Annotated in this window: 17 protein-coding genes, 1 other RNA gene and 1 pseudogene (1 of these 19 cut by a window edge); 10 read left to right on the forward strand and 9 right to left on the reverse strand. The window is 61.3% G+C overall.

Annotated elements, in window-relative coordinates:
* From Asbog_RS12730 to Asbog_RS12750, 5 genes are all read right to left on the reverse strand, one after another.
* Positions 1 to 525, reverse strand: the 5' portion of a protein-coding gene (locus tag Asbog_RS12730) for a TIGR00282 family metallophosphoesterase (protein WP_062165411.1). The gene continues 291 nt to the left of window position 1, outside the view; only the first 525 of its 816 coding nucleotides appear in the window; its start codon is at positions 523 to 525; its stop codon lies off the left edge, out of view.
* The gene (locus Asbog_RS12735) at positions 522 to 1,112 is read right to left on the reverse strand and encodes a 5-formyltetrahydrofolate cyclo-ligase (RefSeq protein WP_062165412.1); all 591 of its coding nucleotides are present in this window, start codon (positions 1,110 to 1,112) and stop codon (positions 522 to 524) included. Before Asbog_RS12735 ends, Asbog_RS12730 begins: the two co-directional genes overlap by 4 nt.
* A non-coding RNA gene (gene ssrS / locus Asbog_RS12740) (6S RNA) lies at positions 1,099 to 1,255 on the reverse strand. The genes Asbog_RS12735 and ssrS overlap by 14 nt, the downstream gene beginning before the upstream one ends.
* A gap of 10 nt (positions 1,256 to 1,265) precedes the next feature.
* Positions 1,266 to 1,607, reverse strand: a complete 342-nt coding sequence (locus Asbog_RS12745) for a cell division protein ZapA (protein WP_062165413.1) — start codon at positions 1,605 to 1,607, stop codon at positions 1,266 to 1,268.
* Between the two features lie 2 nt (positions 1,608 to 1,609).
* A complete protein-coding gene (locus Asbog_RS12750; protein WP_231944585.1) occupies positions 1,610 to 1,819 on the reverse strand; it encodes a hypothetical protein in 210 nt (69 codons plus the stop codon).
* 79 nt (positions 1,820 to 1,898) lie between these two features.
* Here Asbog_RS12750 and Asbog_RS12755 point away from each other — a divergent pair, with 79 nt between their 5' ends.
* On the forward strand, positions 1,899 to 2,300 hold the full coding sequence (locus Asbog_RS12755) for a hypothetical protein (protein WP_146926693.1): 402 nt from the start codon (positions 1,899 to 1,901) through the stop codon (positions 2,298 to 2,300).
* A 25-nt stretch (positions 2,301 to 2,325) separates the two neighbouring features.
* Entirely contained in the window at positions 2,326 to 2,916 is a 591-nt protein-coding gene (locus Asbog_RS12760) for a thiamine phosphate synthase (protein ID WP_023979297.1), read from the forward strand.
* On the opposite strand, the gene Asbog_RS12765 is transcribed toward Asbog_RS12760, so the two are convergent.
* The 3 genes and pseudogenes from Asbog_RS12765 to epmA all read right to left on the reverse strand — a co-directional run bounded on the left by Asbog_RS12765 (position 2,885) and on the right by epmA (position 5,091).
* Positions 2,885 to 3,433: a fasciclin domain-containing protein gene (locus Asbog_RS12765; protein WP_171840705.1), complete on the reverse strand. Its 549-nt coding sequence runs from the start codon at positions 3,431 to 3,433 to the stop codon at positions 2,885 to 2,887. The two genes, Asbog_RS12760 and Asbog_RS12765, sit on opposite strands and share 32 nt — an antisense overlap.
* Positions 3,434 to 3,582: 149 nt before the next feature.
* A pseudogene (locus tag Asbog_RS12770) lies at positions 3,583 to 3,994 on the reverse strand (hypothetical protein).
* 113 nt (positions 3,995 to 4,107) lie between these two features.
* Entirely contained in the window at positions 4,108 to 5,091 is a 984-nt protein-coding gene (epmA, locus tag Asbog_RS12775) for an EF-P lysine aminoacylase EpmA (RefSeq protein WP_062165417.1), read from the reverse strand.
* A gap of 52 nt (positions 5,092 to 5,143) precedes the next feature.
* On the opposite strand from epmA, the gene Asbog_RS12780 reads away from it, so the two are divergent.
* Positions 5,144 to 6,232: a lysine-2,3-aminomutase-like protein gene (locus Asbog_RS12780; protein ID WP_062165418.1), complete on the forward strand. Its 1,089-nt coding sequence runs from the start codon at positions 5,144 to 5,146 to the stop codon at positions 6,230 to 6,232.
* On the opposite strand, the gene Asbog_RS12785 is transcribed toward Asbog_RS12780, so the two are convergent.
* A complete protein-coding gene (locus Asbog_RS12785; RefSeq protein ID WP_083510879.1) occupies positions 6,218 to 7,150 on the reverse strand; it encodes a DNA/RNA non-specific endonuclease in 933 nt (310 codons plus the stop codon). The two genes, Asbog_RS12780 and Asbog_RS12785, sit on opposite strands and share 15 nt — an antisense overlap.
* Before the next feature lie 185 nt (positions 7,151 to 7,335).
* Here Asbog_RS12785 and efp point away from each other — a divergent pair, with 185 nt between their 5' ends.
* From efp to Asbog_RS12820, 7 genes are all read left to right on the forward strand, one after another.
* Positions 7,336 to 7,902, forward strand: coding sequence for an elongation factor P (gene efp, locus Asbog_RS12790; RefSeq protein ID WP_023979275.1), 567 nt, complete (start codon positions 7,336 to 7,338; stop codon positions 7,900 to 7,902).
* 118 nt (positions 7,903 to 8,020) lie between these two features.
* Positions 8,021 to 8,851 carry an inositol monophosphatase family protein gene (locus tag Asbog_RS12795; RefSeq protein WP_023979274.1) on the forward strand — a complete coding sequence of 277 codons (831 nt, stop codon included), beginning with the start codon at positions 8,021 to 8,023 and terminating at the stop codon, positions 8,849 to 8,851.
* A 148-nt stretch (positions 8,852 to 8,999) separates the two neighbouring features.
* Positions 9,000 to 9,863 (forward strand): OmpA family protein, encoded by an 864-nt coding sequence (locus tag Asbog_RS12800; protein ID WP_062165420.1) that lies wholly within the window; start codon positions 9,000 to 9,002, stop codon positions 9,861 to 9,863.
* Positions 9,860 to 11,032 carry a DNA recombination RmuC family protein gene (locus Asbog_RS12805; RefSeq protein WP_062165421.1) on the forward strand — a complete coding sequence of 391 codons (1,173 nt, stop codon included), beginning with the start codon at positions 9,860 to 9,862 and terminating at the stop codon, positions 11,030 to 11,032. Before Asbog_RS12800 ends, Asbog_RS12805 begins: the two co-directional genes overlap by 4 nt.
* Before the next feature lie 15 nt (positions 11,033 to 11,047).
* Complete coding sequence (locus Asbog_RS12810; protein ID WP_062165422.1) at positions 11,048 to 12,055, forward strand: peptidoglycan -binding protein; 1,008 nt, start codon at positions 11,048 to 11,050, stop codon at positions 12,053 to 12,055.
* Positions 12,056 to 12,161: 106 nt separating this feature from the next.
* Positions 12,162 to 13,964 (forward strand): translation elongation factor 4, encoded by a 1,803-nt coding sequence (gene lepA, locus Asbog_RS12815; protein WP_023979824.1) that lies wholly within the window; start codon positions 12,162 to 12,164, stop codon positions 13,962 to 13,964.
* Positions 13,965 to 14,024: 60 nt separating this feature from the next.
* Positions 14,025 to 15,539 carry a glycosyltransferase family 2 protein gene (locus tag Asbog_RS12820; RefSeq protein ID WP_062165423.1) on the forward strand — a complete coding sequence of 505 codons (1,515 nt, stop codon included), beginning with the start codon at positions 14,025 to 14,027 and terminating at the stop codon, positions 15,537 to 15,539.
* Positions 15,540 to 15,571: the final 32 nt, after the last annotated feature.

Consider the following 15,571-nt stretch of genomic DNA (forward strand, 5'->3'; position numbering starts at 1 on the left):
CACCACAAGCGAGACCTTGCCATCGAGATAATGACCAAATGCCATTTTCTCGCTTCCTGTCTCGGCATGCAGATCCACGATGATGGCATGGGCGGTCATGCCAAGCTTGTGACGCGACAGGCACTCCGTGACGGCCCGGAAGGGATCATCGAGGGGGTCCATGAAAAGACGCCCCATGACATTGATCACGAGCACCTTACGCCCGTTGGGGAGCACTATCACGAAGGACCCCTGCCCCGGGGTGCCCGGCGGAAAGTTCAGCGGCCGAATAATACGCGGCTCCGAGTCGATCTCGCGCAGCAGCTCCTTCTTGTCCCAGGCATGGTTTCCCAGCGTGATCACATCGACCCCGGCCTTGAACAGATCGGTGGCTATGGCAGAGGAGAGCCCAAAGCCATGTGAAGCGTTTTCGCCATTCACCACCACGACGTCGAGCTTCAGGGTTTCACGCCACGCCGGCAGACACGCCATGACCGCCTCACGGCCCGAACGCCCCACAATATCCCCAAGAAAAAGTAGTCTCACCCTGCTCTGCCTTCCCCGGCCTGTTGTCTGATAATTTCCCGCTCCGTCACGATCCGGTCGAGGGGCTCGTCATGCACACCCACGGGCACCGAAGCCACTTCCTGCCATGAAAGCGCAAAGCCGAACGCCCTGCATTTCAGCGCGTCGAGAGTACGGTCGTAATATCCGCCTCCATAACCAAGCCGATTGAATGTCCGATCAAACGCCAGCAGCGGCACCAGCACGAGATCAGGGCGATCGTAATCGCCATCGGGATGGTGTGTTCCAAAGCGCCCCGCCACCATCTCGCAATCCGGCCTCCACCGTCGAAACAGCAGAGGCTCTCCCTTGGGCGTTGTCTCAGGCAGCAGCACATGCCGCCCGGCGTTGAAGAGCAGATGACACAAAGCGCGCAGGTCCGCCTCACCAGGGAGGGGCCAGACGCAACCGATCTGGCCCAGATCTGGCTCAGCCAGAATCTGCATGGCGAGATGCTCGTTAAGGGCCGTGTTTTCAGCGGGGGAGATGGGGCGTTCGATCCGGCGCTGCCGCATGATGCGGCGCAGATCCTGCTTTTCCCAATCGATATTCATGTGTGGAACCACCATGGCCGTCGGTCTTTCAGCCCTCCCGGACCTGCTCACGCAGGTGGGCGCCAGATATCATGACCACGATCACGACAGAGCCAGCTCCCTAAGGAAGTGCTTATCGGCCCAGGGGTTGAGTTGCCTGACGTACCGGGCAGTCCCACCCGACACTAACTAGGTACTCTCCAGCTCGGCTGCAATGCCTTCAGCCCGCTCCGCCAGCAAATTAAGCTTCTGCTCGCGCGATTCATTCTCGGCGATGATGCGCTCGGCGCGCTGGACGCGCTCATTCGTGGTGGTTGGCAGAATTTCCTTGGCCAAGTCATGCAGTTCATCCGCCATGAACAACGCCGCCATGACAAGCGTCCATGACTCGCCACCCTGCGTGCCAAGCCCGCGCACACGATCGATACGCCGCTCAACCTGCCGGGCCAGATCCTGAAGATAGCGCTCCTCGCCATCCTTGCAGCCAATTGTATAGGAATAGCCGTTAAGTCGAATGGAAACCTGCGCCATGATCAGACAGCCTCCTCATCAGCCAGATACTCGATCATGTCCCGCACCCGCAGCCGAAGCGCTTCGATATTGGCCGCAAGAGGCTGCCAGTCCATGGGCTCGGGCGCGTTCGCCTGCGGATGATGCAGAGCATAGGCGATGCGATCAAGCGCCTGCTCGATCCGGTCCTCAGGTCTAGCCTGTCCTGTGGCGCTATCGGTCTGATCCGTCAAAATGGCCTCATCATCCACACCGGGTTTCCGCTTGTGCTAGAGAAGCTCTCATAATGTCACAAGGTCAAGCATGAAGCCGGTGCAACACCTTCCCCGTAGGATTGTCGCTCTCTCGGATGACTCGCTCCTCCCGCTGCTTAGCCAGTCGGGTTTCAGCGTTCCCTATGCAGTCATATCCGGTGAGGGGCTTGGGCCCATCATGGGGTTTCCGTGGTGGTGCGCCCTGACCGAAGGCCTTACCGTACCCACGATTTTCGATGCTGGTTACGCCGCCTCACTCGCAGCCTGCGCCCTGCGGGAGGGTCAGAAATGGGTGATATGCACGGCAGATGCCCCCTCTATCGAGACCGTGCGCGATATTGCACGGCAGTGCGGTGGCCATCTTTTGACAACACGCCCCGCTGCACTCGCTCTTGGCAGGCCGCCTTATAACGCTTACCGGATTGGACAGCTTCACCAATATCTCGCGCCAGAGTCCTGAGCGCCCTATCGGACGGATTGCCACCATGCTGCCTTGCGAACTCTATCTGGTCACAATGCCGGATTTCGACCCGTCACGTGAGCTGGCCGATCTAGCGAAAGTGCTCGAACGCTGGACCCCCGCTGCCCTGCGTCTTTCCACAACCGATGAGACCCGTGCCAGAAGCTGTGTGCATGCCATTCGCGAGACCGTGCAGGCCAGCGGCACGGCCCTGATCCTGACCGACCTTCCGGCTCTGGCGCATGAGCTGGGTTGCGACGGCGTGCACCTCACCAGCAGCCCGGCCCAATGCCTGACTGCCCGTGAAGAGCTGGGGCGCGACCTGCAACTTGGCGTCTATTGTGGCACAAGCCGTGACGAGGCCATGAGCGCAGGCGAACTGGGCGCTGACTATATCGCCATAGCCCCCAATGCGCCTGATCTGGCCGCATGGTGGTCACAGATGATGGAATTGCCGGTCATCGCCGAGGACATTGAGACAAAGGAACAGGCAATCGCCATGTTCAAGGCCAATGTCGATTTTCTCGCCGTCCCCCTCAGCTTCGTCGATGCCGACGAAGCCGGGGCAAGACTGAGCGATATCGTCAGCCGCGCGGCGGAAGAATATCCTGGGTGATATAAAGCGTCCCGTTGGATTGCGGGGCGCCATTAAGCCAGATTCTAGCGACACGACCGGTCATATTCACCAGCGTGAATTGCCCGCTCGACACGTCGCGCTGCACGGTGAGCGCATCTCCGCCAAGTGTCTTCAGCGCGATGCGGTCACTCTTCAGACGTGTCATCGTGGCATTCAGTTTGGCTGGTGACCAGTTGCCCCGTACGATCGTGTAACCAAGTATCTGTCGCAGGGTCGTCGCGTTTTGCGGGTTCATCAACCCACCCGGCACCTGCGCTGCATAACGTTCAAAGGGCTCGTTGGGGATGGCGAACACCGTAAAGGGACCGTTCCGGCCCAATCGGGCGAACATGGCCGATTGACGCAGGGCCTTGCGATAATCACCCAGTTCCAGAGACGCCGATATGTTGTCCAGCAGCGGCCTGTCGCTGAACGAGAAAGTCGGGGGTTCCTGATAGGCAACCGGGCTCGACGTCTCGCTCTTGGTCGAGGCGTGGTACATGTGACTGCTGCTCACAGCCGGCATCTGCACAGCGGAGAGTGAACCCTTGATATACAGAGGGTCCTGGGCAGCCCTGCTCTCGCACCCGGCCAGAGCAAGAGCCACCACTGCCCCGCCTAACACTCGTGTTCTTATTGTTCTTGTTCTAGTCGGCAACATAAGGTTCAGCATCCATCTCCACGCATGGTCCAGCCGACCACACGACTATTGGTTAGCTCGAAAGTCGTCTGACAGGTCGTATTGTAATAGCTGGGCGGGAAGCCGCCAAAGCCACCGCCAAAGCCGCCATAACCACCCCAGCCGCCGCCCCAGCCGCCATAGCCGCCCCACGGGCCGCCAGCCCCAACCCCAGCCACCAGTGCCCGGTGAGTAGTTGGTCTCGTTGTCGATATAGGCGAGGAAGTCATGACCGCTGGCCTGATAGGTGCGCGTGGGCACGCCGAAAGTCCGCAACACATCCACATCGCTCTTGCCGATCATGGAATCCAGCACCTTGCGTTGCTGAACGGTCGGAACATCGCATGCCGACAGGGTCAGCAGCGCAGCAAACGACAGAAAAACTGTTTTCTTCATCATCCTGATACCCTTTCCGAAGCTGAAGCCGCCTGCCGGATCAGTTCGAAGCTGGCGCCACTGTAGGCCATGAGAACGATTTTGCCCCTCAAAAAGGTGCATTGCTATCATAAGGTTTAAGAAAACCACACAATGTCACACAAGCGCGGCGCGCCGGTTGCCAGCATCACAAGCCGGTCAAACCCCAACGCAATCCCACTGCACGGCGGAAGATCCGCCAGATCAGCCAGAAAAGCCTCGTCGAGCGGCCAGTCCTGATCCGGCGTCAGAGCAATCCGCCGCTCCCTATCCGCCACAAAGCGCGCTCGCTGTTCCACCGGATCGGTCAGTTCCTCGAAGGCATTGGCCAACTCGATTCCTGCGGCGTATAGCTCAAAACGCAGCGCCACGCGCGGATCCTCGGGGTCACGTCGCGAAAGCGCTGCCTGCGCCGCAGGCCAATGCGTCAGGAAAGTCGGGCGATCACGCCCGATATACGGCTCTATACGCTCCAGCAGCAACCGGAAGAAAAGATCCTCCCATGTCTCGCCGACGCGCAAAACCGTGCCGGCCTCCTGCGCCAGACGGGCGGCGTCGTTGCCAATACCCAGCAGATCGACACCGACATAGCGCCTGAACGCCTCGGCCATCGTCAGTCGTTCGAAAGGCGCGTCAATCTTGAGCGTGGTATCGCCGCAGGTCAGGGTGGGCGGCAATAAATGCTGCAACAGCGCCTCAGTTTCATCCATCAGGGCGCTGAGCCCCGCCCCGGGCCTATACCATTCCAGCATGGTGAATTCAGGCGCATGCAAGGCACTTTGCTCGCCATTGCGCCAGACACGCGCGAGCTGAAAAACCGCGAGCCCGGTAGCCGCCACAATGCGCTTCATCGCAAATTCGGGACTGGTGTGCAGGTAGCGCGGCTCTCTCGTGCCATCGGGTCGCTCGAGCTCGGTCCGGAAGCAGCGCAGATGTACCTCCTCACCCGGTACAGACACCGCGCATGGCGTCTCCACCTCCAGATAATTGCGGGCGTCGAAAAAGGCACGCACGCCACGTTGCAGCAGGGCACGACGCTGCAAGAGCGGCAGCCTGTCTGAAATTGCGTTTCGTCCCGCCATGATATGCGCTCTCCGGTTGCGAAAACAGTTGTGCCTGAAGTACAGCCCCCTGATGCCAGAAAAGGTCAATCCCCCCGCCGAACCGCGCCACGCTGGGCCACGCCCTGTCGTGCGCACGCCATCGCAGCTGATTGCGGTTGGACTCGTTCCGCCGGATCAAGCTTCGGCGCTCGAGGCTCTCTCCAGCCAGTTCGCCACAGCCATCCCGCCGGCCTTTCTGGACCTGATCAACCATCCGGACGATCCGATCGGGCGGCAGGTTGTCCCGACCCCTGCCGAACTTCAGACCGCCCCGTGGGAATTGCATGACCCGATTGGCGATGACGCCCTTTCTCCCGTACCAGGTATCGTTCATCGCTATGCCGATCGCGCGCTGCTCAAGCCTTTGCTGGTCTGCCCGCTTTATTGCCGGTTCTGCTTCAGGCGCGAGCATGTGGGGCCGGACGGTGGACTCCTCTCAGACGAGGCCCTGAACACGGCACTGGACTGGATTGCCGATCACCCCGCCATCAGCGAGATCATCCTGACGGGTGGAGACCCGCTCATGCTGAGCCCACGTCGACTGCGCCATATCATCGAGGCGCTGTCGGCCATGCCCCATATCCAGACCATCCGCATTCATAGCCGTGTGCCTGTGGCCGACCCCGCACGAATTACATCGGCCATGCTGGATGCTCTCGAAACCGACCGCGCCCTGTGGATCGTGCTCCATGCCAACCATGCAAGCGAAATGACGGGTCAGGCTCGCGCCGCCATAAGGCAGATCCAGAGTCGCGCCATACCGGTGCTCAGCCAGTCGGTCCTGCTACGCGGTGTCAATGACACCGAGGAAGCGCTGGAGGCCCTGCTTCGTGCGTTCGTTACCGCCCGCATCAAGCCCTATTACCTGCATCAGCTCGACCCCGCCCCCGGCACATCGCATTTTCATGTGCCGATTAATGAGGGACGTGCCCTGCTGGCCCGCCTGCGCGGCCGTGTGACAGGCCTTGCCTGGCCAACCTACGTGCTCGATATCCCGGGCGGTGCGGGCAAGGTGCCGCTGGGGCCGGATTACTATCACCCCAAGACGCAGCCCGGCGCCGTGCAGGACCCGGCGGGCAACACGCACACTCTGCCCGCCATCCCGTCAGAGCGGGGATGAACCGGAGAACATCTCGCCTATCAGCCCCTTGAGCACCCGCATCGTCAAACGGCGAAGTGCAGGAGAGACACGATAGGGCTGCGTCTCGGGATCGGCCATGCGGGTGATCGTTTCACGCATCGAGGCTGGCAGGGTCGGAAACGGGTCAACCCCTGTCACCCTGACCAGCGTCGCAACAGGAACCTGCGTGCAGGATGGCGAGAGAGTGTTCTTGCACACATAAACCGTCACCGCCTGACGGGACGGCAGATAGACCGCCTTCCATGTCGAGGTTGGAACAGGCAGTTCACCGGGTCCGATATGGGCAGGGGTCTGCGTACGATAGGCTGGCCCCGTCACGACATAGGCCTCGCCCTCTGAAAGCACGAGCTCGCGCACCTTCTTCTCGACCCCGGCCCAGAGGCCGCGATTGAGGTCAGGTGTCTGCGGCACCATGTTCGCAAGCGAGAATGTCTCCTGCTGTGACGCCCGGCTGGGGGCATCACCGCTCGGCATCATGTGCCCGCGGTCGAACCCGGACCGCTGGTAATCGACCAGACGGGCCCTGTCCGCCTCCGGCTGGCGTGTTTCCTCGTGGAACTTGCCCTCGCGCAATTGATGCTGGGCGTGGCGTATCTCATCACGCGTAAGATGCTCTGCCACCCAGACAGGCTCATGCGTGACCCCGGACAGGAGAACAGCGAAATCCGTATTGCACAGAAACGTATTGCGCGTTGTGGGTGCGGGTGCCGTCAGGGTCGGCGCAATTCCACCGGAGAAATCCGCCGCACACGCAACCGTGCCGGGCATCTGTTCAGCCGAAATCGAAGCCTCGGCGTAGGCGCGCGACAGGCCCGCAAAGCCCGGGGCGCCGGAGCCGCCCCAGAAAACAAGACCCAGCCCGGAGAGGGCAAACACGCAAGAAGATCGAAACCGCATGGCTGCGCTCTAGCTGTCACTTTGCAAATGCACAACCAGATCACACACATCGCCTCCAGAGTGGCATCCCGGAGGGCAGACCATGCATCTTGCTTGCTCTTGAGCGCCCGCTTCGTTAGAACCCCGCCTTTCACGGCGGCACAGACCCGTCGTATCCACATCACGATTCCCGGGATCTTTCTTCCATGAAGCAGCAGGCAAACCTGATTCGCGCCGGACAGGTTATTGAGCATGACGGTCGTCGCTGGACGGTTCTCAAGCAGCAGATCATCACGCCGGGCAAGGGTGGCGCCTTCATCCAGGTCGAAATGCGCGACCTGAACACAGGCAACAAGACCAATGAGCGCTGGCGCACCGCCGACACCGTCGAGCGCCTGATGACGGAAGACAAGGACTACACCTATTCCTACACGGATGGTGACAACATCGTCCTGATGGACCCGGAAACCTTCGAGCAGGTGATGCTGCACAAGGACATCTTCGGCGACCAGCTGCCCTTCCTGCAGGACAACATGGAGCTGAACGTGAAGCTGGTTGAAGGCGACCCGGTTGGCGTTTCCCTGCCGCCGCACGTCACGCTTGAAATCACCGAGGCCGATCCTGTGGTCAAGGGCCAGACGGCCAGCTCGTCCTACAAGCCCGCCATGCTGTCCAATGGCGTCAAGACCATGGTGCCGCCCTTCATCGAAGCCGGCGAGCGCGTGGTTGTCCGCACGGACGACGCCTCCTACGTCGAACGCGCCAAGGCCTGATCACCTTCTGAAACGGGGGCGCAGCCACGCTGCACCCCCGCAAGGCCAAGTCCGCCTGCCGGCTTGGCCTCAATACGACTACCCTGCTCTTTCACAGTTTCTCATCAGGATTATTGCCATGCGTCTCTCGCCGCATATGACCGTTATGCAGAATGCTGCGCAAAAAGCAGCCAAGCGTCTCCTTCGCGATTTCGCCGAAGTCGAGCAGCTTCAGGTCAGCATCAAGGGCCCCGGTGACTTCGTCTCGCAGGCCGATCTGCGTGCCGAGCAGACAATCCGTGAGGAACTCGCCCGCGCTCGCCCCGGCTACGCCTTCCTGATGGAAGAGAGCGGCAATTCGGGCGGCGAGAACTGGACATGGCGCTGGATCGTCGATCCGCTCGATGGCACATCGAACTTCCTGCATGGCATTCCGCAATGGGCCATTTCCATCGCCCTGCAGCGTCGCCACCCCGATGGCTCGACTGAAATTGCCGCTGCCATGGTCTATAATCCTGCCGCCAATGAGATGTTCTGGGCAGAGAAGGGCATTGGCGCCTTCCTGAACGAGCGCCGTATTCGCGTCTCGGCACGTCGTGACCTGTCCGAATCGCTCATTGCTACCGGCATCCCCTTCGCCAAGACCCCGGCCGATCGCCGTCTGCCGTTCGGTCGCACACTGGCGGCACTTATGCCCCATGTTGCAGGTTTCCGTCGCTTCGGCGCCGCAGCGCTCGACCTCGCCTGGGTTGCTGCCGGTCGTTATGAAGCCTTCTGGGAAATTGGCCTCAAGCCCTGGGATTGCGCGGCCGGTCTGCTGATCGTGCGCGAGGCTGGCGGCTACGTGACCGATCCGGAGGGTCTGGAAATCACCGATCTCGACAATGACGTGACGCTGGTCGCCGGTAACGGCCACCTGCATGGACCGATCCGCAAGATCGTGCTCGACGCCCTGACCCGCAAGGCCTGAGATCCCAACCTGCCCGTGCTCCGGCGCGGGCAGGATACGAAAACCGGTCATTCCGCAAATAAATCCGGATAGCGTGGGAACCATCGGGACAACGAGATCTCATTCCCCATTGCTAGCGCGGGGGGAGCGCGATTAGGATCACCCGGTCATGAAACGGCCGATCCTCCTCTCCCTCCTGTTTTCGGCCGGTCTTCCGGCTGCCCTGCTGACCGCGATGCCTGTACAGGCGCAGGTCACCTCCAATGATGATGCCATCCCCGCAGCCAGGCCTGCGGCGAAATCAGCATCGCAGAAGAACCCTCAGAAAGCCTCCACAGGCAAGACCGAGAAGGCAGGCCACAAGAGCGGGCATAAAGCGGATACAAGCTCCGCCACCAAAGGCAAATCTGCCCCGTCCCATCCGGCCACGTCCTCTGCGACCAGCCCGGCACCCAACAGCAATCTGCCCGGCAAGAGTGCACCGGCCGCGACACCCCGCGCCCCTGCAGCACAGCGCGTCGGCGCACCACCGGACGTTCCCGCCCAGCCCCCGCGCCCCGTTGTCATTCCGCCGCCCGGCGTGACCGTACCGACCCACCCCCCTGTCCCGCCGGAAGAGGTCAAGCCCGACCCGGCATCGAAGGGCAAGGTCGAGAAGCAGGCAAATGGCCTGCGTGTGCTGTTCGATGCCAATAGCAGCGGCATGAGTCAGGCCATGATCGATGCCGTGCGCGATGAAGCCAGGGTGCTGGCAGGCAAGCCCAGCCTGCGTGTCACGCTCTGGGCCTCGGCCAGCGGCACAAATGAGGATCTTTCCACCCCGCGCCGTATTGCGCTTGCCCGCGCACTGGTCGTGCGCTCCATTCTGATACGCGAAGGCGTGGCTACTACGCGCATCTATCCGCGTGCCACCGGTCTGGCTAAGCCCGGCACGGCGCCGGCAGACCGTCTCGACATCATCGCCGAGGGTGCCGTACCGGCCCCGATTTCTGAAGCCCAGTTCGGAACCGCATCGAGGACCCCCACGCCATGACCCGCCCCACCCTTTACCTCCTGCGCATGGGGATCTTTCTGGTCCTCGTCGCAGCCGTAGCCGCCCTGCTCAGCAAGACGCTCTATGCCGCCTTCTTTGCCAATCCGGCGCTGGATGGGCTGATTCTCGGTGTGCTGGTCATTGGCATCCTGTGGAATCTGCGCACGGTGCTGCGTCTGATGCCCGAGGTGAAGTGGGTCGATCAGCTGCGTGTGAACCGCACCGGCCTCGCCCAGCCCCAGCCCCCTCGCCTGCTTGGGGCGCTGGCACGTAATCTCGCGGCCCGCACGGCGACAGGTCGGCTGAGCCTGTCGCACCAGTCGGCTCAGGCCACGCTCGACAGTCTTTCGGGCCGCCTTGACGAATCCCGCGATATCTCGCGCTACATGACGAGCCTCCTCATCTATCTAGGCCTGCTCGGCACGTTTTACGGCCTGCTGCTCACGGTCAGCTCCATTGCCGGGGTGATTGGCAGCATGAGCGTGGGTGATGGCAATCTCGACGCCATGTTCGGCCAACTCAAAACCGGCCTCGCCGAACCGCTCAAAGGCATGTCCACCGCCTTCTCGGGCTCGATGTTCGGTCTTGCCGGAGCGCTCATCCTGGGCTTCCTCGATCTCAATGCCGGTCAGGCCCAGAACCGGTTTTTCAATGAAGTCGAGGAATGGCTGGTTGGTATCACCAAGCAGGGCGGCACCCTGATCGAAGGGGGCGATGCCTCCGTGCCCGCCTATGTGCAGGCCCTGCTGGAACAGACCGCCGAGAATCTCGAAACCCTGCAGAATGTTGTCTCGCGCAGCGAAGAGAGCCGCATGCAGCAACTTCAGGTCATGGACGGGCTGCAGGAGCGCCTCAAGGCCATGACGGACCTGCTCCAGTCGAACCAGAAGATGATGAACCGTGTGGCGGAGGGGCAGGCCCTCCTCGGACCGTTCCTCAAGCATGTCGGCGAGGCCGCGACACCCGGCACGGCCGCCTTCAACGACGCCAAGGACAGTCGCGAACAGTTCAGCCGAATCGAGGGCCATATCGTACGGCTGATCGACGAGCTTCACAGCGGCCGTGCCCAGATGGCTGGCGAGATCCGCAATGATCTGCGCGTTCTGGCGCGCACCATCGCCGCCACCAGCCCCGGCGGGTCAACGGTCGTTCCCCCTTCGGCGCAATAAGGCGAGGCGGTACTCATGGCACGACGCTCAAGACGCAGCTCCCACGGCGGAGAACTCAATGCCTGGCCCGGCTATGTGGACGCCCTCTCCACGCTGCTCATGGTGGTCACCTTCGTCTTGCTGGTTTTTGTGCTGGGCCAGCAATTCCTGTCCGTGGCCCTGAGCAAACGCACCCACTCGCTCGATGCCCTGCGCCAGCAACTCGCTGCCCTGCAGCAGACATTGTCGATGACAGAGGCCAAGAACACGCAGCTCAGCTCGATGGTGGCGAGCCTCACGACCGATCGCGACAGTGCCAAGCGTCAGGCTGATGTGCTCACACAGCAGCTTGCCACGCTGAATGGCACCATTGCTGAAAAGGAGCAGGCGCTCGCCGCTGCCGGTCAGGCCACGCAATCCGATCAGGCCACTATTGCCGAACTCAAATCACAGCTCGAACAGCTCAACCAACAATTACTCGCCATCGGCCAGGCGCTCGATATCGCGAAAAAAGATGTCACGGCACGCGACCAGCAGATCACGGATCTGGGCAACAAGCTCAACGTGGCGCTGGCCGACAAGGTCAATCAGCTCAAGCGCTACCGCTCGGAGTTCTTCGGTCGCCTTCAGGATATCCTGAAAAACCAGAAAGGCGTCGAGATTGTTGGTGACCGCTTTGTTTTCCAGAGCTCCATTCTCTTTCCTCAGGGTAGCGCCGATCTGACGCCAGAGGGTGAAAAGGAAATTGCGGCGCTGGCCCATACCTTCAAGCAGGTCTCAAGCCAGATCCCGGCCGATATTCCCTGGATTCTGCGCGTGGATGGCCATGCCGACAAGCAGCCCATTCATACCGCCTTCCCCAGCAACTGGGAGCTGTCGAGCGCACGTGCGATTACCGTGGTCAAGGTACTCATCCGCGAGGGCGTGGACCCGCATCATCTCGCAGCGACCGGCTTTTCGGATTACCAGCCGCTCGACCAAGGCAATACGGCAGCCGCCTATACCCGTAACCGCCGCATCGAATTCCGTCTGACCGATCGCTGAAGCCCTCAAAGCAGCCCTGAACAGGCAATGAAACGTCAGGGAGAAATCGTATGGCGGCGGTTTCTCCCCAATGACAAGAACGGCGCAATCGCTTATGTATCGCGCCATGACCGGCACGCCCCTCTCCCAGATCCGCAATTTCTCGATCATCGCCCATATCGATCACGGCAAGTCCACGCTGGCTGACCGTCTGATCCAGGCCTGCGGTGCGCTTACGGCACGAGAAATGAAGGAGCAGGTGCTCGACAATATGGAGCTCGAGCAAGAGCGCGGCATCACCATCAAGGCGCAGACCGTGCGCCTGACCTACCCGGCCAAGGATGGCAAGACCTACATCCTGAACCTCATGGACACGCCGGGCCATGTCGATTTTGCCTATGAGGTCAGCCGCTCCCTTGCCGCCTGCGAGGGCTCCATTCTGGTGGTCGATGCCTCGCAGGGCGTCGAGGCCCAGACACTGGCCAATGTCTATCAGGCGATCGACGCCAATCACGAGATCGTCCCTGTTCTGAACAAGGTCGATCTGCCTGCCGCCGATGTCGAGCGCGTGCGCGCCCAGATCGAGGAAGTGGTCGGCATCCCCGCCGATGACGCTGTCGAGGTGTCGGCCAAGACCGGCCTCAACATCGAAGGCGTGCTTGAGGCCCTCGTGACACGTCTGCCCCCACCGAAGGGCGATGCCAGCAAGCCGCTCCAGGCCCTGCTGGTCGATAGCTGGTATGACCCGTATCTCGGCGTCATCATTCTCGTGCGCATCATGGAAGGCACGCTCAAGCGGGGCGACAAGATCCGCATGATGCAGGCTGGCTCGACCTATCACGTCGATCAGGTAGGCGTGTTCCTGCCCAAGATGACCGCAGTCGAAACCCTTGGCCCGGGCGAGATGGGCTATATCAATGCTGCCATCAAGACGGTGGCCGATGTGGCGGTGGGTGATACCGTCACCCTCGATCGTACCCCTGCCGACAAGCCTCTGGCCGGGTTCAAGCCCTCTATCCCTGTGGTGTGGTGCGGTCTCTTCCCCATCGACGCCGATGATTTCGAAAAGCTCCGCGATTCGCTCGCCAAGCTGCGCCTGAACGACGCCTCGTTCCATTTCGAGGCAGAGACTTCGGCGGCCCTTGGCTTCGGCTTCCGCTGTGGCTTCCTCGGCCTGCTGCATCTGGAGATCATCCAGGAGCGCCTGTCGCGCGAGTTCAATCTGGACCTGATCGCAACCGCGCCGTCCGTCGTCTACAAGATGCACCTGACCAACGGCACGCAGGAAGATCTGCACAACCCGGCAGACATGCCCGACCCCGGCAAGATCGAGAAAATCGAGGAGCCGTGGATCAAGGCCACCATTCTGGTGCAGGACGAATATCTCGGCAGCGTGCTCACACTCTGCAGCGAACGTCGCGGCATCCAGATGGATCTGACCTATGTCGGCAACCGCGCCATGGCTGTCTATCGCCTGCCGCTCAACGAAGTGGTGTTCGATTTCTATGACCGCCTCAAGTCACTGACGCGCGGCTATGCCAGCTTCGACTATCAGATCGATGGCTATGAGGAGAGCGATCTTGTGCGCATCTCCATTCTGGTCAATCAGGAACCCGTCGATGCCCTCGCCTTCGTTGCCCATCGCAGCGTCGCTGAAACGCGTGGCCGCGCCATCTGCGGCAAGCTCAAGGATCTGATCCCCCGCCAGCTCTTCAAGATCGCCATTCAGGCCTCCATCGGCTCACGCATCATCGCGCGTGAGACACTGGGTGCCTTGTCCAAGGACGTGACGGCCAAGTGCTATGGCGGCGATATCTCGCGCAAGCGCAAGCTTCTGGAGAAGCAGAAGGAAGGCAAGAAGCGCATGCGTCAGTTCGGCAAGGTGGAAATTCCGCAGAGCGCCTTCCTCGCCGCGCTGAAAATGGATTGAGACTTCCCTGACCCTTCCCAGGGTTGCCGCAGGAATAACAAGAAAAGAAGGATTTCCCCGATGGCCTCCACTGCTGCGATCGTTTTCGTCAAGAATGATGTTGACGATATCGGCTGGTGGATGGCCCATCATCTGGCCGTCGGCTTCGATGCGCTGATCGTGATTGACGATCATTCCACCGATGGCACATGGGATGTCATTCAGAGCGCAGCGTCTATCTTGCCCGTCGAGCCGCAGCGCACTCGCCCTGACGACAAATCCTCTTACGCCGAGCGTCGATCCGATGCTTACGGCCTTGCCATCGAGTCCTGCCGGAACCGGTTCGACTGGGTGATCTGCCTCGAGAGCGACGAATACGTCTATCCTGAATCCGCTCCCGATATGAGCAGCTTTCTGTCCCGCTTCGATCAGGCCGACGGCATCTTTCTCAACTGGTCCATTTTCGGCTCCAACGGCCATATTACCCGCCCGACCGAGTCGCCGACCTCTGCCTATACGCGACGTGCGCCGCTGGAATTCGCAGATCATCGTCCAGGCAAGACATTCATTCGCCCGGCCTGCTTCACCGGGCAGTTCATCGATGGTTGTCACTGGGCTATTGCGTCAGAGCGTTATTACCAAGCCGATGGCACCCTGTTCGACCCCGAGGCCCCGGTAAACTGGCAGGGTGCGCGTATCCTGCATTACCTGACGCGCAATCTGACACACTACACCAGCCGCCTTGCTCGACTCCCCGCTTCAGGTCAGGCAACACCCGATTTGTGGTCGCATTTCAACCGCAACGAGGTCGAGGATCTCGAACCCCGGCGTTTCCTGGCGGCTACCTGCGAATACGCGGCCCGTCTCGGGCGGGTCATGCTCGATACGTTCTATTGGCGCATGCGCAAGGATATTCAGGAGAACAGCCTGAGCTTCATGGCTGATACCTCGCTGAGCATACGCAGCCATAAGAGCATGACCTCGCCACGTCCCTTGCGTTTTGCCTCACTCGTCACATCGGCCGGTGAGACACTGGCCTATGATCCCCTCTCGCATCGCCTGACCTTCCTTCCGGCTGGTGATGTCACGAGTGAAGGGCAGCAGGTCCTGCTCGTCATGGAGCATGTCGAGGCTCGTCAGGATGACGATCTGTCTCAGCCGAATGGCTTCCTTCTTCTGCCCTTCGCCATCGACGCAGCCCCTACCGCGCCGGGTGCGTTCCTCACCCACTGGGTGCCCGTCCATTCAGACGCATGCGATGATGACGCACAGGCACTGACCCTCTTCCTCCCTGCCAGTGCACAATGGCTCTCGCGTGACGAAACCGGCGCCATAGCGCTCGAGCCGACGGCATCGCTCAGGCTCACCCCCCAGCCCGTGACACCCGCGCAATCCGTCCTGTCGCGCATCCGCCCCTTCCTTGCCCTGCGCAGTTATGGCGACACGCTGCATGATTTCTGCCTCGGGCTCGATCTGCTGCGGGCGCCTCAGGCCGATGCCATAGCCTGTGCCATTGCCCACCTGCCCACCTCCAAGCGGGGGCTGCTCCAGACCCGTTATCCCGGCCTGATTCCGCCGTGGCTAGCCCAGGCCTGAGACCGAAACGCGAATCCCGGGCGACCGACCAG

Source organism: Asaia bogorensis NBRC 16594, assembly GCF_001547995.1.
GTDB lineage: Bacteria > Pseudomonadota > Alphaproteobacteria > Acetobacterales > Acetobacteraceae > Asaia > Asaia bogorensis.

Excerpts from the sequence above, each read along its gene's own strand:
- Asbog_RS12780 (WP_062165418.1), top strand. The coding sequence starts at position 5,144 with ATGCCAGAAAAGGTCAATCCCCCCGCCGAACCGCGCCACGCTGGGCCA.
- Asbog_RS12785 (WP_083510879.1), bottom strand. The coding sequence starts at position 7,150 with ATGCGGTTTCGATCTTCTTGCGTGTTTGCCCTCTCCGGGCTGGGTCTT.
- Asbog_RS12735 (WP_062165412.1), bottom strand. The coding sequence starts at position 1,112 with ATGGTGGTTCCACACATGAATATCGATTGGGAAAAGCAGGATCTGCGC.
- Asbog_RS12820 (WP_062165423.1), top strand. The coding sequence starts at position 14,025 with ATGGCCTCCACTGCTGCGATCGTTTTCGTCAAGAATGATGTTGACGAT.
- Asbog_RS12800 (WP_062165420.1), top strand. The coding sequence starts at position 9,000 with ATGAAACGGCCGATCCTCCTCTCCCTCCTGTTTTCGGCCGGTCTTCCG.
- Asbog_RS12745 (WP_062165413.1), bottom strand. The coding sequence starts at position 1,607 with ATGGCGCAGGTTTCCATTCGACTTAACGGCTATTCCTATACAATTGGC.
- Asbog_RS12805 (WP_062165421.1), top strand. The coding sequence starts at position 9,860 with ATGACCCGCCCCACCCTTTACCTCCTGCGCATGGGGATCTTTCTGGTC.
- Asbog_RS12795 (WP_023979274.1), top strand. The coding sequence starts at position 8,021 with ATGCGTCTCTCGCCGCATATGACCGTTATGCAGAATGCTGCGCAAAAA.
- efp (WP_023979275.1), top strand. The coding sequence starts at position 7,336 with ATGAAGCAGCAGGCAAACCTGATTCGCGCCGGACAGGTTATTGAGCAT.
- Asbog_RS12810 (WP_062165422.1), top strand. The coding sequence starts at position 11,048 with ATGGCACGACGCTCAAGACGCAGCTCCCACGGCGGAGAACTCAATGCC.
- epmA (WP_062165417.1), bottom strand. The coding sequence starts at position 5,091 with ATGGCGGGACGAAACGCAATTTCAGACAGGCTGCCGCTCTTGCAGCGT.
- Asbog_RS12760 (WP_023979297.1), top strand. The coding sequence starts at position 2,326 with ATGCTGCCTTGCGAACTCTATCTGGTCACAATGCCGGATTTCGACCCG.
- lepA (WP_023979824.1), top strand. The coding sequence starts at position 12,162 with ATGACCGGCACGCCCCTCTCCCAGATCCGCAATTTCTCGATCATCGCC.